This window comes from Nocardia sp. NPDC019323, from assembly GCF_044389845.1.
GTDB classification, from domain to species: Bacteria; Actinomycetota; Actinomycetes; order Mycobacteriales; family Mycobacteriaceae; genus Nocardia; species Nocardia implantans.
The window spans coordinates 926,191-947,277 of sequence record NZ_JBIRYN010000002.1; the positions used below are offsets into that span (position 1 = coordinate 926,191).

Sequence of the window (21,087 nt, forward strand, 5' to 3'; positions counted from 1 at the left end):
TATATGGCCGGGGCAGGAATCGAGCACGTTCCCTTCGAAGGTTCGCCCCGGCCCACCATCGGGGTCGAATGGGAGATCGCCTTGGTGGACAAGGTGACCCGCGATCTGTCGAATACCGCCGCCGAGGTCTTCGATTCCCTCGGTGACCTGCGCGCCCACGACGGAACGCCGCAGGTCACCAAGGAATTGCTGCGCAACACCGTCGAACTCGTCACCGGCGTGCACGACACGGTGGGCGCGGCGGTGGAGGATCTCACCGGCACGATGAACACGGTGCGGCGCGCGGCCGACCCGCTCGGCGTCGATCTGTTCTGCGCGGGCACCCATCCGTTCGCGCAGTGGTCGGCCCAGCAGCTGACCCGGTCGGAGCACTACGACGAGCTGATCGAGCGCACGCAGTGGTGGGGTCGCCAGATGATGATCTGGGGCGTGCACGTGCACGTCGGAGTCTCGCACCGCGACAAGGTCTTTCCGATCCTCAACTCGTTGCTGCTGTCGTACCCGCACCTGCTGGCGCTGTCGGCGGGCTCGCCGATGTGGTCCGGATCGGATACCGGCTACGCCAGCAACCGGACGTTGATGTTCCAGCAGTTGCCGACCGCGGGTCTGCCGTTCCAGTTCGAGAACTGGACCCAGTTCGAGCATTTCGTGCACGACGAAGTCAAAACCGGTGTGTTCACGCAGTTGGGCGGGATGCACTGGGACATCCGCCCGGCGCCGAAGTGGGGCACCATCGAGGTGCGGGTCTGCGACGGCATCTCCACACGCGCCGAACTCGCCGCGATGGCCGCGCTCATCCACTGCCTGATCGTCGACCTCGACCGCCGCGTCGAGAACGGCGAGACGCTGCCCACGCTGCCGCCGTGGCACGTGCAGGAGAACAAGTGGCGCGCCGCGCGTTACGGGCTGGACGCGATCATCATCACCGACTCCGACAGCAACGAGCGGTTGGTCACCGACGATCTGGACGATCTGCTGAACCGGCTGGAGCCGACGGCCGCGCGCCTCGGCTGCGCGGACGAACTCGCGCTGGTCGCCGAGATCCCCAAGCGCGGAGCCTCCTATCAGCGGCAGCGCCGGGTTGCCGCTGCGTCGCAGGGCGATTTGGTCGCCGTGGTGGACGCGCTGGTCGAGGAGTTGAAACAGTAACGACCCGCCGGGTACCGGTCGGTTGCTGTTCAGCTGGCCAGGGGGACGGCGTTCACCCCCCGTTTACTATGGTCGGATGCTTGTCGAAAACCCGGGTTCCAGCGTAGGAAGCGCGGTCGCGCGCCGCGTATCGCCCACTCGGGTCCGGGTCGCCGCGGCGGTGGGCGCGGTGCCGGTTCTGCTGATCGTGCTGCAGGGCGTCGCCATGTGGCAGGGATTCGAAGGTCCGCTGGAGAGCTTGGGGCGGGACTACATCGGCACACCCAAATCCATGTCGGTGCCGTGGGCCGGACTGGTGCTCGCGCTGGTCGGCCTCTCGGCCCGGCGCCGGGTGATCGCGGTGGGCGCCGCGGTCGCCGTCGACGTGGTGTGGGCGGCCGTCCGCTTGCTTGCGGGCGAGCCGTTCGCGATCGGAAACGGCCCCGTGCTCGTGCTGACCGGCCTGGCGCTGGTGGCCTGGCTGCGCTGGTCCGGCGCCGAACGGCGGGACGCGCTGCACGCCGTCGCGCTCGGCGCGTTGCTCGTGCTGGCCACCAAGGTCGGCGATGTCTGGCTGCACATCACCGTGCTCGGCAGCCCCACGGTGCTGGACGAATACGTGATCCTGGCCGATCACGCGCTGGGTGATCCGTCGTGGGTGCTCGGGCGGGCAGTGGACGCGCTCGGGCCCGTCGCCTACGCGGTACTGCACTGGGTCTACATCGAGCTGCCGGTGGCGGCGATCGTCGTGGCCGTGTGGCAGTTGCGCCGAGTGACGTCGTCGGGCCGGTGGCCGTCGCACTACCTGGTGCGCACCTTCCTGGTGCTCGGCTTGATCGGCCCCCTGGTGTACGTGCTCTTCCCCGTGGTCGGTCCGATGTTCGCGTACGGGCCGGACGGCAACGGGCTGCAACTGGGCAACTACTGGCCGGGAGTGGTGCCGCCGATCGATCGGACGCCGATGCCGCTGTCGTTCGACGCGCCGATTCCGCGCAACTGCATGCCTTCGATGCACACCGCGTGGGCGCTGTCGGTGTTCCTGCACACCCGCCGCGACGACGACGGCGAACCCGCCCCGCGCTGGTTGCGCTGGGGCGGCGCGTTCTGGCTGCTGGCGACGCTCGCCGCCACCCTCGGGTTCGGCTACCACTACGGCGTCGACCTGGTCGCGGGCGCGGTGCTGTGCCTCACCGTCGAGTCGGCGCTGCGCGAACCGGAGCGCGGCTGGGGATGGTTCCGGATCCGGCTGGTCGGCACCGGTGCGGTCGTGCTTGCCGCGCTGCTGCTGTCCTACCGGTACCTCGCCGTCCCGATGGCCGAGTATCCGGTGCTCGCGGGCACGGTCGTGCTCGGACTGCTGGCCGGACTGGCCGCGGCGTTCCACGCGACGTGGTTCGCGACCGCGCGGCAGCCGCGGCAAGCGACACCCGAGGTCGAGCCCGTCGCGCGCTGAGCCGTGCGCGCGACTGGTCGGCGTCGAGCCCGTCGTGGCGCTGAGCCCGTGGTGCGCCAGCCCGTGGTGCGGCTGGTCGGCGTCGAGCCCGTCGTGGCGCTGAGCCCGTGGTGCGCTAGCCCGTGGTGCGCTGCGGCCCCGTGCGTGCGGCTGGTCGGCGTCGAGCCCGTCGCGCGCTGAGGCCGGTCGCGGCTAATCGATGTCGTCGTCGCGCAGCTCGTTGACGCGCAGCAGGCCGTCGCGGTGGCGCTGCTCGCGGTAGGCGGTGCGGCCGATCAGGTGGGCGATCACCGGGGCGGTGAGCAGGGTGAACAGCCCGACGAGCACCAGCGCCCAGACGTTGCCGTGCCCGCGCAGCTGGATCGCGGCGCCCGCCAGCACCAGGATCAACCCGATGACCTGCGGCTTGGTGGCGGCGTGCATCCGGGTCAGGGTGTCGGGGAAGCGCGCGATCCCGATCGCGGCGGTGAGCGCCAGCGTCGAGCCGAGGAGGATCAGGACGCCCGCGAAGACGTGCCACAGATTCATGTGTCGTCTCGCACCCGGAATCGCGACACCGCGGCCGAGCCGAGGAACCCCACCAGCGCCAGCGCGACGATCGCGGGCACCACGGTGGTGTCGGCGCTGTAGGCGGCCCACACGGCCAGCCCGGAGGCGGCTATGGCCATCAACGAGTCGATGCCGACCACCCGGTCCAGCGTGCTCGGGCCCATGACTACGCGATATGTGGTGAGCAGTGCCGCCGCGGTCAGGATGACGGCGGCGATGACGGCGACGACGGTCACGATGTCACCTCCGGGGGTGAGGGCGGCCGGGAGTACGGCCACCCGGTCGGGCGTTCGAAGGCTTCGATCAGCAGGCGTTCCAGCCGCCGGGTGGTGCGGAAGAAGGCGGCCACCGCCGCGTCGCTGCCGACGTCGAGCACGTGCACGTAGACGACACAGCGCCTGCGGTCGATCTCCAGCACCATGGTGCCCGGGATCAGGTTGAGCAGGTCGGTCCACAGCACCAGCACCAGGTCCGAGCGCGTGGCGGAATACACGCGCAGCACCCCGGACACCGGTGGCGGCGCGGGGCGGATCGCCAACCAGGCGACCTGCAGACTCGACTCCAGCGCGTAATACGCGCTCGCCAGGATCAATTCGGGCAGGGGAAGCGGGTTCAGCCGGCCGGACACCGGCACGCGGGGCAACGGCAGCGCGACCATGATCAGCGCGGCGACCGCCAGTCCACCCAGCACATTCGCCGTGCTCAGATCGCCCCACAAAGCCACCCAGACCACCGTGAGCCACATGAGGATGCCGATGCGGACCGTCAGATCGCGCTTGCGGCTCCGCCCAGTCTGCTCGATGCTCATCGCGGGCCTCCGTGCGGATCACCGAGCACCGCGCCGATGTACACGCCGGGATCGCGCAGGTCCGCCGCGGCCCGGTCGGCGATCGTGAGGATCGGCCCGGCCAGCACCGTCAGGCCCAACCCCACCGCCAGCAGCGCCGCCGTGGACAGCACCATCAGCGGCGGCATCCGGCCGGGATCGGTGCGCTCGTCGTAGTGCACGTCGGTCGCTTCCTCGATCAGCGTGGGCGGCTTGGCGGCGGTGAGATGGCCCTCCGGCGCGTCCTCGCGAGGCCGCCAGAAGGCTTTGCTCCACACCCTGGCCATGGCGTAGAGGGTGAGCAGGCTGGTGAGCACGGCGCCGCCGACCAGCACCCAGGCCAGCACGCTGCCGCTCTCCGCGCCCGCCCGCAACAGCGTGACCTTGCCGATGAACCCGGAGAACGGCGGTATTCCACCCAGATTCAGCGCTGGGATGAGGAACAGCACGGCAAGCAGTGGGCTGGCCGCGGCGAGCCCGCCCAGTCTGCGCAGCGAGGTCGATCCGGCCTGTCGCTCGATCAGACCGGCCACCAGGAACAGGGTGGTCTGCACCAGAATGTGGTGCGCCACGTAGAACACCGCGCCCGACAGCCCGGCCGCGTTGGCCAGGCCGACGCCGAACACCATGTATCCGATGTGACTGACCAGCGTGAACGACAGCAGACGGCGGATGTCGCTCTGCGCGATGGCGCCGAGGATGCCGATGAGCATGGTGAGCAGGCCGCACACCAGCAGCACCGAGTCGAAGCCGCCGTCGGGGAACAGCAGCGAATGGGTCCGGATGATCGCGTACACACCGACTTTGGTGAGCAGACCGGCGAACACGGCCGTGACCGGCGCCGGAGCGGTCGGATAGGAGTCGGGCAGCCAGTTCGACAGGGGGAAGACGGCCGCCTTGATGCCGAACGCCACCAGCAGCACGCCGAAGATCGCCGTGCGGGTGCCGTCGGGCACGGCGCCGAACCGGACCGCGAGCTGGGCGAGGTTCAGGGTTCCGGTGGCGGCGTAGGTGAGTCCGATGCCGGTGAGGAAGATCAGCGACGAGACCATGGAGACCATCACATAGGCCACGCCCGCGCGGATGCGTTCGGTGGTCGCGCCGACGGTGAGCAGCACGAAGGACGCCGCCAGCAGGATCTCGAAGCCGACGAAGAGGTTGAACAGGTCTCCGGCCAGGAACGCGGCCGAGACGCCGGCGCTGAGCACCAGATACGTGGGCCGGTAGATCGAGGTCGGCTGCCGCTCGTCGCCGTCGCGGATGTTCTGGCCCGCGCCGTAGAGGTTGACCGACAGCAGCACGATGGACGAGACGAGCAGCATCGCCGCCGACAGCCGGTCCACCACCAGTGTGATGCCGATCGGCGCCGCCCAGTCGCCCACCTGCACCGCCGTGGTGCCGTCCCGGTCGACCAGGAACAGCAGCAGCCCGCAGATCACCACGCCACCGGCGAGCGCACCGACGCTGACCGCGCGCTGGATGCGCGGCCTGCGGCCGAACACGAGCGTGGCCGCGGCGCCCAGCAGCGGGACGAGCACCGGTAGCGGAGCGAGGATCGGCAGCAGGCCGGGGGAGAGGGTCACGTCTCCGGGTCCTCTCCGGCGCGCCGCCGGGCGACATCGACGTCTTCCTGATCGTTGGCGACGTCGTCGCTGGTGGTGAGCGTGTAGGCGCGGTAGGCGAGGGCGAGCACGAACGCCGCGATGCCCATGGTGATCACGATGGCGGTGAGCACCATCGCCTGGGCGAGCGGGTCGGCCATCTCCTCGGTGTCGGCCGAGCCGTGGATGGGCGGTTTGCCGTTGCCGCCGCCCGCGGTGATGATCAGCAGGTTCACCGCGTTGCCGAAGAGGATCAGCCCGAGCAGCATCTTCGACACGGCGCGTTCCAGGATGAGATACACCCCGCACGCGACCAGGATGCCGATCACCACCAGCAGGGTCAGATTCGCGGTCACGTCCGGGGACCTCCGTTCGCCGCGGGGGGCTCGGCGTCGGCGAGTTCGCTGTCCAGCCGCGCGCCGAGACTGCGCAGCACGTCCAGCACCAGGCCGACCACGATGAGGTAGACGCCGAGATCGAACAGCAGCGCGGTGACCACCTTGACGTGGCCGATCACCGGCAGCGAGACGTCGATGATCGCCGAGGACAGCGGCGGCGCGCCGAGCAGCAGCGACGACACCGCGGTGCCGGCGGCCAGGGTGAGGCCCGCGCCGAGGACATGGCCCGCGTCCACGGGCAGCGCCTCGCCCAATTCGTAGCGTCCGCCCGCGAGATACCGCAGCGTGAGCGCCAGCCCCGCCGTAAGCCCGCCCGCGAACCCGCCGCCGGGAGCGTTGTGGCCGGAGAAGAAGAAGTAGACCGACAGCACCATGATGGTCGGGAACACCAGCCGCGTGGTGATCTGCAGGACCATCGACCGTTCGGCCCGGCCGATCAATCTGCCCGCGGGCAGCCAGCTCACCAGTTCCGGATCGTAGTCGGGGGAGTCCGTCGCACGCGGCGCGCTGCCGAAACGCCTGCTGCGGAACACCAATGAGGCGACCCCGGTGGCCGCGACGACGAGCACCGAGATCTCGCCGAGGGTGTCCCAGGCCCGCAGGTCGACGAGCAGGACGTTGACGGCGTTCTTCCCGCCGCCGAACGCGTAGGCGGCGTCGGGTATCCGGGGCCAGATGGGTTCGGCGGTGCGGGCCGCGACGGCGAACCCGGCCATGACCGCGACCACCGTCCCGGTTCCGGCGGCCAGCATCGCCCTGCGCACCTTGAATGCGGCGGTTCGGCTCGCCTCGATCCGCGCGGGAAAAGCGCGCAGGACCAGCACGAAGATCACCAAGGTCAGCGTTTCCACGAGGAACTGGGTCAGCGCGAGGTCGGGGGCGCCGTGCAGCGCGAAGATCACGCCGCTGCCGTATCCGGTCACGCCGACGACCAGCACGCTCGCCAGCCGGTTGCGCAGCACCGTCGCGGCGAGCGCGGTCACCGCCATGACGGCGCCGACGGCCGCTTGCAGCGGCGAATCCCACAGGCGCAGCGTGACACCCGTGCGGGTGCCCACGGCGAGCAGGACCGTCGGCAGGACGATGAGCGTGACCAGGATCGCGGCCTGGCTCAACGGCAGTGAGCCGCGCTGCACCGCGCCGGTCATCCGCAGCGAGAGGGTGTCCATCGCGCGCAGCGTGGCGTCGTAGGCGCGGTCGGCGTTGCCGAGGCGCGGGTGCGCCGATTCGGCGAAGCGGTCGCGCAGCCGCCACAGCACCACACCCACCGCGACGATCAGCAGCGTCGACGCCAGCGCGGGGTCGAATCCGTGCCACAACGCCAGATGCGGAGGCGGCGGCCCGGCCAGTGTCTCGGCATAGGGGCTCAACCGTGCGTCGAGCCAGGCCAGGGCGAAGCCGGCCGCGAGGCTCGCGACGGCGAGGATCACCGGCGCCGCGAGGAACAGCGCACCCGGCGGGTGCCAGCGCAAGCGACGCTCGGCTTCCGGCTGGTCCTCGGCGACGGGTACCTCGCTGGGATGGTGGGCGACGGGCGTCGCGCCGGCAGTGGGTTCCGGCGCGCCGCGCTTGTCCGCGAAAGCGCCCCAGACGAACCGGACGCTGTAGCCGACGGTCAGCATCGATCCCAGTACCACCCCGGCGAATACCACGCCCCGCACGGGCGCGGCCAGCACGTCCGAGTCCAGGACGGCGTTCAGCGCGCTCTCTTTTCCGGCGAAGCCGATCAGCGGCGGTATGCCCGCCATGCTGAGCGCGGCGAGCGCCGCGGTGGCGCACAGCACCGGAGCCCGGCGGCCCAGCCCGGACAGCCGGCGCAGATCCCGCGTCCCCGCACCGTGATCGATGATGCCGACCACCAGGAAAAGGCAGGCCTTGAACAGCGCGTGCGCGATGATCATCGTCACTCCGGCCAGCGCGGCGGCGGGCGTGCCGAGGCCGACCAGCACGATCAGGAATCCCAGCTGGCTCACCGTGCCGAAGGCGAGCACCAGTTTCAGATCCACCACTTGGAGCGAGCGCAGCCCGGCCAGCAGCATCGAGGCCAGGCCGAGAGTGAGCACCAGCGGATGCCACACCGGATTCTGCGCGAACGCCGGTGCGAGCCGCGCGATCAGATACACCCCGGCCTTCACCATCGCCGCGGCATGCAGGTACGCGCTCACCGGCGTCGGCGCCGCCATCGCGCCGGGCAGCCAGAAATGCAACGGCACCACGGCGGATTTGGTCAGCGCGCCCACCAGCATCAGGGCCACCGCGACATTCACCGCCGTCCCGCTCGGGGCGGGTGCGCCGAGCAGATCCGACAGCAGATAGCTGCCGTTCGCGGCGCCGAGCACGACGATGCCCGCCAGCATCGTCAACCCGCCCGCGCCGGTCACCAGCAGCGCCTGGATCGCCGCCCTCCGGCTGGCCGCCTGCTCGGCGTTGTGCCCGATCAGCAGGAACGACAGCACCGTCGTCGCCTCCCAGAACACATAGAGCAGCAGCATGTTGTCGCTGGTCACCAGTCCGAACATGGCTCCGGCGAACGCGACCAGCTCGGCGGCGAACACCCCGAGGCGCGGCTCGTCGTCCTCGAAGTACCGGGCGCAGTAGACCAGCACCAGCGCCCCGATGCCGAGGACCAGCGCGCACAGCACCGCCGCGAGCGTGTCGAAGCCCAGATCGATGTTCAGGCCGATGCTAGGCGCCCAGGTGAGCCGAACTCGCTGCGGCTCGGACCAATTCGCGAGCACCCAGACGAAGCCGCCGAGCGGGACCACCGCGAGCAGGTAGAAAGCGTTGCGCCCCAGTGCCCGCACCCACAGCGGAGCCGCCAGGGCGGCTGCCGCATGCACGAGCAGGATTGCGAGCAAACTTCACTCCGTCGGGTAGGGGCGGCGGGGTGTCCGGCACAAGCCTACGGAAGGCGTGCTTTTTCCGGGGAAAGGGTGAGTATGGTGTACGCCATCCGCCCGAACCGAAGCTATATGTCCGCTAATGACTCGCTCTCCGGTTGCCCATTCGTTTGGGACTTGCTGCGCGGCCGCAGGCTGCGCAGCATGACGAGCCCGACGGCGCTGCCGATGACGATGGCCAGCGCGGTGCGGCCCGGAGCCGCGTCGTGTACCGCCACGTCCTCGCGCCAGTCCTTGACCCGGTCCGGCATCACCGAGACCGCCGAAGGCAGATAGAGCGCGCTGATCGCGAGCACGCCGCTGGGCGCGTAGTGCGGCCGGGCCGTGCCGCAGCAGTAACCGGCGGTCAGCGCGATGACTCCGCTGATCACCGCGAAGGCGACGGTGCCGGCGGACGTCGAGGTGATCAGGGCGAAGACCGTGATGCCCGTCAGCAGCAGGATGGCGAGGGCGGTCGACGGCATCCTGACGCCGACGACGAGTCCGGCCGCGGTCAACGCGATGAGCACCGCGGAGGTCCAGCCGGGCCGCACCGCGTACCCCACGGCGTCGACCGCGGCGGTCAGGCTCACGGCCAGATACACGCCGGTGCCGTCGCGGCCGGGCAGCAGCATGGCGGCCGCCGTCGCGCTGACGATCGTCGCCGCGACGACGATCGCGATCTCCACCGCGTGACCTTCCGCCGGCAGTTTGCTGTACTGGCGGCCCAGCCATTCGGTGCCCGCCAGCACCACCAGCGCGAGCACCATGGCGGCGAGGATCGGCGTCACCGGCAGGGCGATCGCCATGCGCGGCGTCTTCGCCTCCTCGGTGCGCTTCCAGTTGTGCAAGGTGCTGATCACCAGCAGGGCGAGCGCCACGCCGATCATCCAGCGCGTGGGGGTCTCCAGGACCGCGTACGGGTCGGCGTTGATGTTCAGCACGCCCGCGAGATCGCCGAAGCCGAAGAAGCCGACGCCGCCCACCGCGAACGCCGCGGCGGGCAGCGGCCTGCGCAGCACCACGGCGCCGAGGCCGCCGAGCAGCACCGCCGCGCAGATCGAGTCGATGTAGTTCTGCGTGGTCAGTATCTCGGCGGTGGCCACCCGGTGTCCGGCGAAGTGGTTGATCAGCTGCGCCAGCGCGGCGGCGGTCGCCGTCGCCCACCCGGTCAGCGGCCGCGATGTGGTGGCGACCAGCACGGCGACCGCCACGGCGACGATCACGCCCAGCGCCGCGCTGCGCGGCACGCTGTTGAGCAGCCCGGCGATCCGGTACGAGGCGGACTGGCCGGAGGGGCTGACGGTGACCGGCAGGAACAGCGTGACGCCCGCGACCGCGGCTCCCGTGAAGGCCGTGGTCGCGTCGACAATGTCGCCGACCCTGCGCACGGTTGTCGAACATACCCGTGGTGATCACGTGATCTTGTGATTGCCGACGATTCGCCCGTAAATGTCTCCGATGGGAAAAATGCGGGAAGCGACGATTTGCCGGTGATTGTCCAATGGGGGTGGTTGGTGACCTAGCCGCGGCTGTCCGCGTACCGGCGCAGCGTGTCTATCTGCGACGGGTCCAGCGAGGGCCGCACCACCGCCTTGGCCGCGAGCACGTCCGCGGCGGTCACGTCGGCCGCGTGCACGTCCCTGCGCATGGCCGCGAGCGCGGATTCACGCAACAGCGCGGCGCAGTCGGCGGCGGAGTAGCCCTCCAGTTCCTCCGCGAGCGCGTCGAGGTCGACGTCGGCGGCCAAGGGCACCGCGCGGCCCGCCGTGCGCAGGATCTCCCTGCGCGCGTCGGCGTCCGGCGGCGGCACGAACACCAGCCGCTCCAGCCTGCCAGGACGCAGCAGCGCCGGATCGATCAGCTCAGGCCGGTTGGTCGCGCCGAGCACCACCACGTCGCGCAGCGGCTCCACGCCGTCGAGCTCGGTGAGCAGCGCCGCGACCACCCGATCGCCGACGCCCGCGTCGGCGCTCTGCCCGCGGCGCGGGGCAAGCGCGTCCACCTCGTCCAGGAAGATCAGCGATGGCGCGGAATCGCGGGCGCGCTGGAACAGCTCGCGCACCGCGCGCTCTGACGAGCCGACCCACCGGTCCAGCAGTTCGGCGCCTTTGACCGCGTGCACGCTGAGCTGACCGGTACCGGCCAGCGCCCGCACCAGGAAGGTCTTGCCGCAGCCCGGCGGGCCGTAGAGCAGCACACCGCGCGGCGGCTCGATGCCGAGCCGGGCGAAGGAATCCGGATGCTTCAGCGGCCACAGCACCGCCTCGGTCAGCGCCTGCTTGGTTTCGGCCATGTCGCCGACGTCGTCGAGGCTCAGGCTGCCGATGGCGAGTTCCTCCATGCCCGAGCGCGACAGCGGCCGGATGACCTCGAGCGCGCCGAGCAGGTCGGGCTGGGTGAGTTGCGGCTCGCCGTGCTCCCTGGCCCGCGAGGCCGCGCGCAGGGCCGCCTCCCGGCACAGCGCCGCCAGATCGGACACCACGAAGCCGGGCGTGCGCTCGGCGATCTCGTCGAGCCGCAACTCGGCGGTCGGCACCCGGCGCAGCAGATACTCGAGCAGCGCCTTGCGCACGGCGGTGGTCGGCAGCGGCAGCGCGAGTTCGCGGTCGCACAGATCGGGGGCGCGCAAGCGCTGGTCGATGCCGGCCGGGTGCGACGTGGTCGCCAGGAAGGCCACGGACGGTCCGGCGATCGCGGCGCGCAGCTGGTCGAGGATGAGCGTGGCGACCGGCTCCGGGTCGGCGGGCAGCAGGGCGTCGATGTCGGTGATCAGCAGGATGCCGCCCTTGCCGCAGCCGATATCGGCCACCGCCTCGGCGACCTCGCGCAGCCGCGCTCCGCTCTCGGCGGCGCCCACGCTGGGGCCGTCGAGCTCCACCACGCGCCGCGATCCAGCGACCGCGCGGGCCAGCGTGGCTTTGCCGACACCGGCCGGACCGGTGATCAGCACGCCGAGATGTGGGCGCGCGCCCAGCGTGCGCAGCAACTCGGGTTCGTCCAACGCGAGGCTGAGCCACTCCTGGAGTTTCGCGGCCTGGCCGCGCGCGCCCGCGAGCTCTTCGACCGAGATGCTCGGCAGGTCGGCGGCCGAGATCCTGGCCATCGCGGCGCCGTTGGTGGCCGCGGCCGTGTCCATGGCGGCGGCTTCGGTGGCGCCCCACGACGCCGTGCCCACCGGTATCGGGGTGCCCGCCCCGGCCAGATCGGCGGCGTCCCGCGCGGCGACCGCACCAGCCCCCCAGGACACCGCGGTATTCGGCTGCACGCTCACCGGCCCGCGCGGGTCGGTGCCGGTGACGGTGAGCAACTCCGTGGTCCAGGCGATGCCGAAGGTGCGCGACAGCGCCTGGGTGGCCGCCGTGGAGCTGATGTCGGGGCCCAGGTCGCGCGGCAGCAGGGAGACCGCGTCGCCGACGGTGACGACCTTGCCCAGCAGCGCCTGGCGCAGGGTCGCGGCCGGAATGGTGCGGGTGGCGTGCACCGAACCGCTCACCGTGATCTGTTTCGCGCCGTAGACGGTCGCGGGGGAGACCACCACCGTCGCATCCTCGCGCAGTCCCGCGTTGGACAGCGTGACGTCGTCGAGCAGGGCCACCCCGGCGGGCGTGCCCTGGCGGGCGATGCCGACCACCGCGGCTGTGCGCCGCGAGCCGACCAGCATGATCCCGTCCCATTCCCGCAGCCCCAGCGCGGTGAGCGCCTCCGGGTGCAGGCGGACCACCCCGCGCCGGGCATCGGCGGCCGACGAATTCAGGCGGGCGGTGAGTGCCAGTTCTGCCACTGTGCCATTCTGCCGCGCGGCCGGTGATCGGTCACGGCCCGCGAGCTGATCTGCGGCTACTTCTCGACGATTCCGGCGGCGACCGCGACCGAGGTGCCGGCCACGCTCGGCGCCAGGCACACCAGCTTGGCGGTGCCGAGCGCGACATTCGGGCTGCCGTCGAACGGGCCGCCCGGGTTCTCCGCGAGGATCTGCTCGATCAGGGCTTTCTCCGCGTCGGTGTCGAGCTTGCGGAACTCACCGCAGGTGGTGCTCGACGCCGGACCGAGCGCGGGATCGCGCTGCTTCGTCGTGGTGGTGGTGTCCGTATCCGCCGGGGCGGTCGATGTCGCGGTGCCGGAAGCGGTCGTCGTACGGGCGGCCGAGGCTGCCGCCGTCGCGCTCACCGAGCCCTTGCGCAATCCGTTCGCGTCGGTGGACTCGTCCCCTCCGCCGCAGCCTGCCAGCAGGAAACCCACCGTCCCGGCGATCAGGACGATGGCGGAAGTTCGTTTCATACCGTGCTTTCCCGGGTGGATCGTTGCGCCGGAGGCCCCGGCGTTCGCAGCAGCGTACCGGTTGCGGCGCGGTCAGTGGATGTGTGCCTGCCAATCCGCTGGCACCCGTCCGCGCGGGCCCGGCGCGCCCTGATCGGCGGGATGACTGTGCGGCGGCGCCAATTCCGGTCCGCCGCTGAACATCTCTTCGGTCTCGAAGTTGTAGTACCAGTCCTCGCCCGGCTCGAAGCTCTGGATGAACGGGTGCCCGGTGCTCTTGGCGTGCGCGGTGGCGTGCTGGGCGGGTGAGGTGTCACAGCAGCCGACATGCCCGCACTGGGCACAGCGGCGCAGATGCACCCACCAGCCGGAGACCTGCTCGCACTCCAGGCACCCCGGACCGCTCGGTGGTACGGCCGGGTCGATGCCCGCGATCTGCTCGGTCATGCCTGTCCTTCCTGGTCGGTCGTGGCGACGACTTCCGCTTCGGGGCGGCGCAGCGGCAGCCAGACGGTGAACCTGGTGTCGCCGGGCTCGGAGTCCACCCTGATGTCGCCGTTGTGTTTCTTGACCACGATGCGGAACGAGATATCAAGTCCCAGGCCGGTGCCCTCACCCATCGGCTTGGTGGTGAAGAACGGTTCGAAGATCCGGCCGCGGGCCTCCGGCGGTATCCCCGATCCGGTATCGCCGATCTCCACCACAGCGCAATCGTTCTCGTGCCTGGTGCGAATGGTCAGCGTGCCCTCGCCGTTCATCGCGTACACGGCGTTGTCGATGAGATTGGTCCAGACCTGATTGAGTTCCGCCGCGTAGCACGGCACTTGCGGCAGCGTCCGGTCGTATTCCTTGACCACGTGCACGCCGTCGCCGATCTTGCGGCTGAGCATCACCAAGGTGCTGTCGAGCAGTTCGTGGATGTCGACCACCTGGAACGGCGCCCGGTCCATCTGCGAATACTGCTTCGCGGCGCCGACCAGCGCGGAGATGCGCGTGGTCGAGTCGGCGATCTCGTTCATCAGCAGCTCGGTCTCGATGGTGTAGTTCAGCCAGCGGACGGCCCCTTGGAACACCTGCTCCGGCGCGCCGTCCAGGGTGGCGGCCACCCGCTCCAGCCAGTCGGTGTCGAACCCGGCCTGCACGAAGTTCGGCGCGAGATTCCAGCCGTCGGCGATCCCGTGCTCCTCGAGCCATTCGCCGAGCACGTCCTCGCGGTCGGCGGCCTCCAGCGGCGTCAGCTCCGGAGCCTTCGCGACCTGGGCGGCGGCCTCCTCCTGCAGGCGCACCAACGCGCCGAGGGACGACGGATCGAATTTGCCCTCCGCCATCATGGCCAGCTTGTGCCGCATGCCCGCGACTCGCTCGCGCAGGCCCGCCGTGGCGCGCACCGCGGCGGCGGCCGGGTTGTTCAGCTCATGGGTGAGGCCCGCCGACAGCGAACCGAGCGCGAGCAGCCGTTCCCGCTCACCGATGCGCGCGTTGGTGTTGCGGTTGCCGAAGAACACCCCTTCGAGCAGGTGCACGGCCATCGGGAACCACTCGTGCATCATCCTGGCGAAGATGTCGGCGTCCAGCACGAAGAACCGCGAAGGCCGCGTCACCTGCATCGTCCCGCTGTAGGTCTGATCGACCTTGTCGCCGATGTAGGACATCCAGGCGCCCGCGTAGGCGCCGTGATGCTCGGTGCGGACCAGTTCGATCTCCGCGCCGCCGGACTGCTTGGAGAGCACCAGCTCGCCGTCCATCAGCACGTAGAAACACGTGGCCGGGTCGCCTTCGCGGAAGACCACCCCCGGCTCGATCGTCTCCACCCGGCCGTCGGCGCACAGCCAGGCCAGCTGCTCGTCGTTCAGCTTCTCGAACAGGAACAGGGTGCGCAGCTCGGCGGGATCGCACACCGACCGGCTGCTGCGATCCGCGGTCTGGTTCGAAGTCATCTGCGGGCCTCCTGGTTACGCGAGATAGCGGTGCACGAGCATGACGGCCATGGCGCCCTCGCCGACGGCGGAGGCGACGCGCTTGGCCGACTCGGCGTGCACGTCGCCCGCCACGAACACGCCCGGCACGCTGGTCTCGAGATGATGCGGCGGCCGCGACAGCTCCCAGCCCGCCGGACGCGCGCCGTCGACCATCAGGTCGGGACCGGCGAGCACGTAACCGGCGTCGTCGCGGCTGACGACGCCGTCGAGCCAATCGGTCTGCGGCGCGGCCCCGATGAACAGGAACAGCCGCTCCGCGTCGGCCTTCTCCTCGGCGCCGGTGCGGTTGTCGCGCAGCACGATCTGTTGCAGATGATCGTCGCCGTCGGCGGAGATCACCTCCGTGTTGGTGTGCACCTCGATGTTCGCGATCTGCCCGATCTGCTGGATGAGGTAATGCGACATGGACTGTTCCAGCGAATCCGCCCGCACCACCAGATGCACGGTGCGCGCGTTGCGGGACAGGAACACCGCGGCCTGGCCCGCGGAATTCGCGCCGCCGACGATGTAGACGTCGTGGTCGGCGCACTCGGACGCCTCGGTCATGGCCGATCCGTAGTAGACGCCGCGCCCGGTGAAGTCGTCGACGCCGGGCGCCGGGTGACGGCGGTAGTCGACGCCGGTCGCGATGATGACGGTGTGCGCGCACAGCCTGCCGCCGTCGGCGAACCGCACGGTGCGCGCCGAGCCGTTCACCTCCAGCCCCACCACTTCGCGCGTGGTGATCACTTCCGCGCCGAATTTCGCCGCCTGCCGCCGGGCCCGGTCGGCCAGCTGCGCACCCGACAAACCGTCGGGGAAGCCGAGATAGTTCTCGATGCGCGAACTCTGCCCGGCCTGGCCGCCGGTGGCGGTGCGCTCCACGAGCACGGTGCGCAGACCCTCGGACGCGCCGTAGACCGCCGCGCCCAGACCGGCGGGACCGCCGCCGACGACGATCAGGTCGTAGAACTCGCCCGCCGGGTCGACGGTCAGGCCGACGTGCTGGGCCAGTTCGTTGTCGGTTGGCTGCACCAGCGCCTCGCCCGCGGACGTGATCACCACCGGACAGCGCTCGGGGTCGGCGCCCGCCGCCTCCAGCAGGCGCGCGCCCTCGGGCTCGTCGGCCAGGTACCACCGGTAGGGCAGCTGGTTGCGGGCCAGGAATTCCCGCACCTGCGACGACCGCGGCGACCAGCGATTGCCGACCACCTTGGTCTCGGTGACGGGCCGGTGCTCGCTGCCGCGCCAGGCGTCGAGCAGCCCGTCGAGCACGGGATAGAGCTTCTCCTCCGGCGGGTCCCACGGTTTGAGCAGGTAGTGGTCGAGGTCGACGACGTTGATCGCGTCGATCGCGGCGTTGGTGTCGGCGTAGGCGGTCAACAGCACGCGGCGCGCGTACGGGTGCAGGTCCATCGCCTGCTCCAAGAACTCGATGCCGTCCATGCCAGGCATCCGATAGTCGGCGATCAACACGGCGACCGGCTGCCCGCGCAACTTCATCTCACGCAGCGCCTCGAGCGCCTGCGGCCCCGATTCCGCGCGCAGAATCCGGTAATCGGCGCCGTAACGGCGGCGCAGGTCGCGGACGACCGCACGGGAAACGCCCGGGTCGTCGTCGACGCTCAGGATGGCCGGTTTCGTAGCAGCGGGTGAAGTCACCTGACGAGTATGGAGCCTCGCGGCGCGGTCTGTCGTGGGCGTTCGCCCAGGGCTCAGAGCCGATGATGCAAGACGAGATCGAGTTCACGGGGAGTCAGCAGCCGCTCCAGGCGCTCCTCCTGCACGGCCCCGCGAACGCTCTGTGGCGGAAATACCGACGCGCCGTGCGCTTTTCGCCCGTCCTCCGGCTCGATGGCGGGGAGCAGCGGAACCGGGTTCGCCGGTCGACGATGGAGCAGGGAGCGCAGTTTCACGGCCGATCACCTCACGTTGGTACGCCGAAATGTTGGAGGCGGTGTCTGTGCTTCATGTATCTGTTATTGTGCGCCGAGCATTACACCGGGGGGTGCGCGAGTGGCGAAAACGTGACGCAACTGTCGGGCGCTTAAAATGTCAGCGACTCGTTCCACCGCGTTCGGACGGACGCCCGTCGGTCCGTCGCTGATATCCCGGAGGCAGCGTTGCCGAAGAATCTCGAAGCCAGTATCGACATCTCCGCGCCCCCGGAGCGCGTGTGGGCGGTGGTCTCCGATCTGAAGCGGATGCCGGAGTTCAGCCCGCAGTGCGTGCGGATGGTGGCGCTCGGCTCGTTAAAAGCGGGCACCTGGACGATCAACTTCAATCGCGAGGGCAAGAAGTTCTGGCCGACCACCGCCCGCATCGTGCGAGTCGAGCCGAACCAGGCGTTCGCCTTCCGGGTCAACGAGAACCGGACGGTGTGGAGCTACACCCTCGAGCCCACCGAGTCCGGCACGCGGCTGATCGAGCGGCGCGACGTGCCCAACGGCACCACCTGGCTCTCTCGCAGGGCGATCGATGCCGCGCTCGGCGGCGAGGCCCCGTTCGAGGAACTGCTGGTGCGCGGCATGAACGAAACGCTGGGCAAGATCAAGACGGCGGTCGAAGCCGGCGCCTGAGCGCGGGTCGCCGCGGCGGGTCCACGAGAGGTCGTGGCCCGGCCGCGGCGAGCGTCACTTCCAGTTCGGCAGGTTCACGACCTGAGCCGCGTAGGACAGGCCCGCGCCGAACGCGATCAGCAGCGCCGTGTCGCCCGGCTTGGACTCGCCCTTGCGCAGCAGCGCCTCCATGGCCAGCGGGATCGAGGCGGCCGAGGTGTTGCCCGCTTCCTCGATGTCGTTGGCGAGCGCGCAGTGCTCAGGCAGCTTCAGCACTCGGGCCATGATCTCGATGATCCGGCCGTTGGCCTGGTGCGGGATCATCGCGTCCAGGTCCTCGGGGGACAGTCCGGCGCGGTCGATGGCGTCGCGGCACACCTTCTCCAGCGAGTGCGCGGCCCACCGGAACACCGCGGTGCCCTCCATCGCCAGGTAGGGCCGCACCGCGTCCAAGCCCTTCTCGTCGATCTCGTGGAAGAACTCCATCCAGTCCTTGTCCTGCCGGATGGCGTGGTGCTGGGTGCCGTCGGAGCCCCACACGGTGGGGCCGATGCCCGGCTCGTCGGAGGGGCCGACGATCACCGCGCCCGCGCCGTCGGCGAACAGGAAGGCGGTGGAACGGTCCTTCGGGTTGACCGTGTTCGTCAGTTTTTCCACGCCGATCACCAGCACGTGCGCTGCGGTGCCTGCCCGGACCAGGTCCGACGCCAGCGCGATCGAGTGGCAGAAGCCGGCGCAACCGGCGGAGACGTCGAAGGCGGCCGCGCCGTTCATGCCCAGTTCGGTGGCGATGCGCGGGGCGGCGGCCGGGGTCAGCAACAGGTGGGTGGATGTAGCAACTATCACGCAATCGACTTGGTCGACCGCGATGCCGGAGGATTCCAGCGCGCCGCGCGCGGCGGCGACGCTCATGCTCTGGATCGTCTCCGATTCGTCGGCGAACCGCCGGGTCCTGATTCCCGACCTGGTCCTGATCCACTCGTCACTGGAGTTGATCGGACCGGCCACCTCGTCGTTGGTGACCACGCGAGCAGGGCGGTAAACGCCGAGCCCGAGGATCGCCGTGTGCTCAGCGCCGGTGGTCTGGGCGATTCGAGCAGCCATCTGCGTCTCCTATGTACCTGCGGCGGCGCCGCCGGGGGTGCCCCGAAGCATCGAAATCGGTCCCTCATCAGCCACTGCCCATTGGCGAATAGACATGAGGCTTCCTCATATTAGCTTGAAAGTCGCTCATCTGCCGCGCGTATTCCGACAATCCGTGGGTATCTCGACTCAGCGACGCCACTGCTGCACGAAGGCGTGGCCCAACTGAATGCGAGGACACCATGCTCGGTCTCGGGATTATCGGATGGATCATCATCGGCGGTCTTGCCGGATGGATCGCGAGCAAGATCATGAAGACGGACGCCCAACAGGGCATCCTGCTCAATATCGTCGTCGGCGTGATCGGCGGCCTGCTCGGTGGGTTCCTGTTGAAGCTGCTGGGAGTCGACGTCGAGGGCGGCGGCCTGTGGTTCAGCTTCTTCACCTGCCTGGGTGGCGCGGTGATCCTGCTGTTCCTGGTTCGACTGGTCACGGGCGCCCGAGTCAGGTCCTGACACCGCGTGCCACAGGCTCCTTTCCCGTAAGGTGTGAACGCTTGCGCCCGGCCTATCGTTGAGAGGGCGCAAACCGTCTGCATCGAGCACGAAAGAGGAGCCTGTGGCCCGCCGTCCCACCCCGCCCGGCACGCCTGAACGCACCGGAGTCGGCCACGTCGCCGACCTGGTCCGCAACGCGATCCCTCCGTTGCATCCCGCCGGGCTTCCGTTCGTCGCCGCACCCCTCGCGGTCGCCGTAGTCGGCGGCAAGCGCAAATGGGTGCGGCGCACCGGACTGTTCGCCGCGGCAGCCTGCGCGACCTTCTTCCGTCATCCGCATCGCGTGCCGCCGAATCGTCCTGGTGTCGTGGTCGCCCCCGCCGACGGCGAGATCGCCTTGGTCGACACCGCCGCTCCGCCCGCGGAACTCGGTCTCGGCGACGCGCCGCTGCCTCGGGTCAGCATCTTCCTGTCCGTGCTCGACGTGCACGTGCAGCGCACACCGGTCTCCGCCGTCGTGCGCTCGGTGCTGCACCAGCCCGGTCAGTTCCGCTCCGCCGACCTGCCCGAGGCGAGTTCGGTGAACGAGCGCAACAGCATGGTGCTGGAGACGCCGGAGGGCGACCAGCTCGTGGTGGTGCAGATCGCCGGGCTGCTCGCGCGCCGCATCGTCTGCGACGCCCAGGTCGGCGACGTGCTGACCATCGCGGACACCTACGGCCTGATCCGCTTCGGTTCGCGGGTCGACACCTACTTCCCTCCGGGCACCGAACTGCTCGTGCAGCCCGGCCAGCGCACCATCGGCGGTGAGACCGTGCTCGCCGTGCTCGGCACATCCGCCGACGCGTGATGGAAGCGGCGGTATCCACGCAGCGGCGCAGGCGGCGCAGCGTCCGCCTGCTGCCGAGCATCGTCACCATCCTGGCGCTGTGCGCCGGGCTGTCGGCGGTGAAGTTCGGCCTCGACGGCAAACTCGGTATCGCGCTGGCCATGATCGGCGCGGCGGCGGTGCTGGACACCCTGGACGGCAGGCTGGCCAGGATGCTGGACGCGACCACGAAGATGGGCGCCGAGCTGGACTCGCTGTCGGACGCCATCTCCTTCGGCGTCGCTCCCGCGCTCGTGCTGTACGTGACCCTGCTCAGCAGCAACAGCGTCGGCTGGATCGTCGCGCTGCTGTTCGCGGTCAGCATCGTGCTGCGCCTGGCCCGGTTCAACACCCTGATGGACGACGACACCCGGCCGGACTGGGCGCGTGAGTACTTCGTCGGTGTGCCCGCCCCCGCGGGCGCGCTCATCGCGGTCGTGCCGGTGGCGCTGTACGTGCAGTTCGGCGACGGCTGGTGGGTCGGCTTCTACGAAGTGGCCGCGTGGACGGTGTTCGCGGCCGCGCTGTGCGTCAGCACCATCCCGACGCTGGCCATGAAATCGGTGTCGGTGGCGCCGCAGGCCGCGGCCGGGCTGCTGGTGCTGGTCGCGCTCGCCGCGGCCGCGCTGGTCACGTATCCGATCGTGCTGCTGCTGGTGCTGGTCGCGTTGTATCTGGGCCACATCCCGTTCGCCTGGCATTCCCAGCGCTGGGTGGCCGCGCGGCCGGAAACCTGGACGCACAAACCGGCCGAGCGGCGCGCCCAACGACGCGCGGACCGGCGGCTGCCCGCCATCCGCCGCCCCGCCATCCCGCGCCCGGCGATCCGCGGTTCCGCGCGGCTGCGGCTGCGCCGACCTGGGGCGAAGCAACGCCAGAACGGGAATCGCCCGCCGGGCGCCGAGTTCTAGCGGCGGCGGCGAGCCCCGCCTCGGCTTCCTTGCCCTGTCGCCGGGGCGGCGCACCGGCACTCTCACCCGCTCCGCGCGGAGCGGTACGGTCGTATCCGTCGGCCGGGGTGGAGGAGGG

The 21,087-nt window shown here is 70.3% G+C and carries 20 protein-coding genes; 6 read left to right on the top strand and 14 right to left on the bottom strand.

Annotated features, from left to right (window positions below):
- The first annotated feature begins 3 nt into the window (after positions 1–3).
- Entirely contained in the window at positions 4–1,149 is a 1,146-nt protein-coding gene (locus ACH49X_RS11665; RefSeq protein ID WP_195080758.1) for a glutamate--cysteine ligase, read from the top strand.
- 76 nt (positions 1,150–1,225) lie between these two features.
- Positions 1,226–2,581, top strand: a complete 1,356-nt coding sequence (locus ACH49X_RS11670) for a DUF5933 domain-containing protein (protein ID WP_357207318.1) — start codon at positions 1,226–1,228, stop codon at positions 2,579–2,581.
- 192 nt (positions 2,582–2,773) lie between these two features.
- Here the strand turns inward: ACH49X_RS11670 and mnhG are convergent, their stop codons facing one another.
- The 13 genes from mnhG to ACH49X_RS11735 form a co-directional block, all read right to left on the bottom strand.
- A complete protein-coding gene (mnhG, locus tag ACH49X_RS11675) occupies positions 2,774–3,109 on the bottom strand; it encodes a monovalent cation/H(+) antiporter subunit G (RefSeq protein WP_357207320.1) in 336 nt (111 codons plus the stop codon).
- A complete protein-coding gene (locus ACH49X_RS11680; protein ID WP_067797007.1) occupies positions 3,106–3,366 on the bottom strand; it encodes a monovalent cation/H+ antiporter complex subunit F in 261 nt (86 codons plus the stop codon). Before ACH49X_RS11680 ends, mnhG begins: the two co-directional genes overlap by 4 nt.
- Positions 3,363–3,938, bottom strand: a complete 576-nt coding sequence (locus tag ACH49X_RS11685; protein WP_195080755.1) for a Na+/H+ antiporter subunit E — start codon at positions 3,936–3,938, stop codon at positions 3,363–3,365. Before ACH49X_RS11685 ends, ACH49X_RS11680 begins: the two co-directional genes overlap by 4 nt.
- Positions 3,935–5,539 carry a Na+/H+ antiporter subunit D gene (locus ACH49X_RS11690; protein WP_357207323.1) on the bottom strand — a complete coding sequence of 535 codons (1,605 nt, stop codon included), beginning with the start codon at positions 5,537–5,539 and terminating at the stop codon, positions 3,935–3,937. The genes ACH49X_RS11685 and ACH49X_RS11690 overlap by 4 nt, the downstream gene beginning before the upstream one ends.
- Complete coding sequence (locus ACH49X_RS11695) at positions 5,536–5,913, bottom strand: Na(+)/H(+) antiporter subunit C (RefSeq protein WP_195080753.1); 378 nt, start codon at positions 5,911–5,913, stop codon at positions 5,536–5,538. The genes ACH49X_RS11690 and ACH49X_RS11695 overlap by 4 nt, the downstream gene beginning before the upstream one ends.
- Positions 5,910–8,813 (bottom strand): Na+/H+ antiporter subunit A, encoded by a 2,904-nt coding sequence (locus ACH49X_RS11700; protein ID WP_357207325.1) that lies wholly within the window; start codon positions 8,811–8,813, stop codon positions 5,910–5,912. Before ACH49X_RS11700 ends, ACH49X_RS11695 begins: the two co-directional genes overlap by 4 nt.
- 110 nt (positions 8,814–8,923) lie before the next feature.
- Positions 8,924–10,225 (bottom strand): hypothetical protein, encoded by a 1,302-nt coding sequence (locus ACH49X_RS11705; protein WP_357207327.1) that lies wholly within the window; start codon positions 10,223–10,225, stop codon positions 8,924–8,926.
- 131 nt (positions 10,226–10,356) lie between these two features.
- Positions 10,357–12,618: an AAA family ATPase gene (locus ACH49X_RS11710; RefSeq protein WP_357109223.1), complete on the bottom strand. Its 2,262-nt coding sequence runs from the start codon at positions 12,616–12,618 to the stop codon at positions 10,357–10,359.
- 56 nt (positions 12,619–12,674) lie between these two features.
- Positions 12,675–13,115, bottom strand: a complete 441-nt coding sequence (locus ACH49X_RS11715) for a hypothetical protein (protein ID WP_195080749.1) — start codon at positions 13,113–13,115, stop codon at positions 12,675–12,677.
- Positions 13,116–13,187: 72 nt separating this feature from the next.
- Positions 13,188–13,541: a UBP-type zinc finger domain-containing protein gene (locus ACH49X_RS11720; RefSeq protein ID WP_357109229.1), complete on the bottom strand. Its 354-nt coding sequence runs from the start codon at positions 13,539–13,541 to the stop codon at positions 13,188–13,190.
- On the bottom strand, positions 13,538–15,031 hold the full coding sequence (locus ACH49X_RS11725) for an ATP-binding protein (protein ID WP_195080747.1): 1,494 nt from the start codon (positions 15,029–15,031) through the stop codon (positions 13,538–13,540). Before ACH49X_RS11725 ends, ACH49X_RS11720 begins: the two co-directional genes overlap by 4 nt.
- 15 nt (positions 15,032–15,046) lie before the next feature.
- Positions 15,047–16,714 (bottom strand): FAD-dependent oxidoreductase, encoded by a 1,668-nt coding sequence (locus tag ACH49X_RS11730; protein WP_195080746.1) that lies wholly within the window; start codon positions 16,712–16,714, stop codon positions 15,047–15,049.
- 53 nt (positions 16,715–16,767) lie between these two features.
- On the bottom strand, positions 16,768–16,968 hold the full coding sequence (locus ACH49X_RS11735) for a hypothetical protein (protein ID WP_195080745.1): 201 nt from the start codon (positions 16,966–16,968) through the stop codon (positions 16,768–16,770).
- A 207-nt stretch (positions 16,969–17,175) separates the two neighbouring features.
- On the opposite strand from ACH49X_RS11735, the gene ACH49X_RS11740 reads away from it, so the two are divergent.
- Positions 17,176–17,631, top strand: coding sequence for an SRPBCC family protein (locus tag ACH49X_RS11740; RefSeq protein WP_067796929.1), 456 nt, complete (start codon positions 17,176–17,178; stop codon positions 17,629–17,631).
- Between the two features lie 54 nt (positions 17,632–17,685).
- On the opposite strand, the gene ACH49X_RS11745 is transcribed toward ACH49X_RS11740, so the two are convergent.
- A complete protein-coding gene (locus tag ACH49X_RS11745; protein ID WP_039802496.1) occupies positions 17,686–18,714 on the bottom strand; it encodes a beta-ketoacyl-ACP synthase III in 1,029 nt (342 codons plus the stop codon).
- Between the two features lie 221 nt (positions 18,715–18,935).
- Between ACH49X_RS11745 and ACH49X_RS11750 the strand changes: the two genes are divergently transcribed.
- The 3 genes from ACH49X_RS11750 (at position 18,936) to ACH49X_RS11760 (ending at position 20,969) form a co-directional block, all read left to right on the top strand.
- Positions 18,936–19,208 carry a GlsB/YeaQ/YmgE family stress response membrane protein gene (locus ACH49X_RS11750; protein WP_195080743.1) on the top strand — a complete coding sequence of 91 codons (273 nt, stop codon included), beginning with the start codon at positions 18,936–18,938 and terminating at the stop codon, positions 19,206–19,208.
- A 103-nt stretch (positions 19,209–19,311) separates the two neighbouring features.
- Positions 19,312–20,040: a phosphatidylserine decarboxylase gene (locus ACH49X_RS11755; protein WP_195080742.1), complete on the top strand. Its 729-nt coding sequence runs from the start codon at positions 19,312–19,314 to the stop codon at positions 20,038–20,040.
- The gene (locus tag ACH49X_RS11760; protein WP_195080741.1) at positions 20,040–20,969 is read left to right on the top strand and encodes a phosphatidylcholine/phosphatidylserine synthase; all 930 of its coding nucleotides are present in this window, start codon (positions 20,040–20,042) and stop codon (positions 20,967–20,969) included. The genes ACH49X_RS11755 and ACH49X_RS11760 overlap by 1 nt, the downstream gene beginning before the upstream one ends.
- Positions 20,970–21,087: the final 118 nt, after the last annotated feature.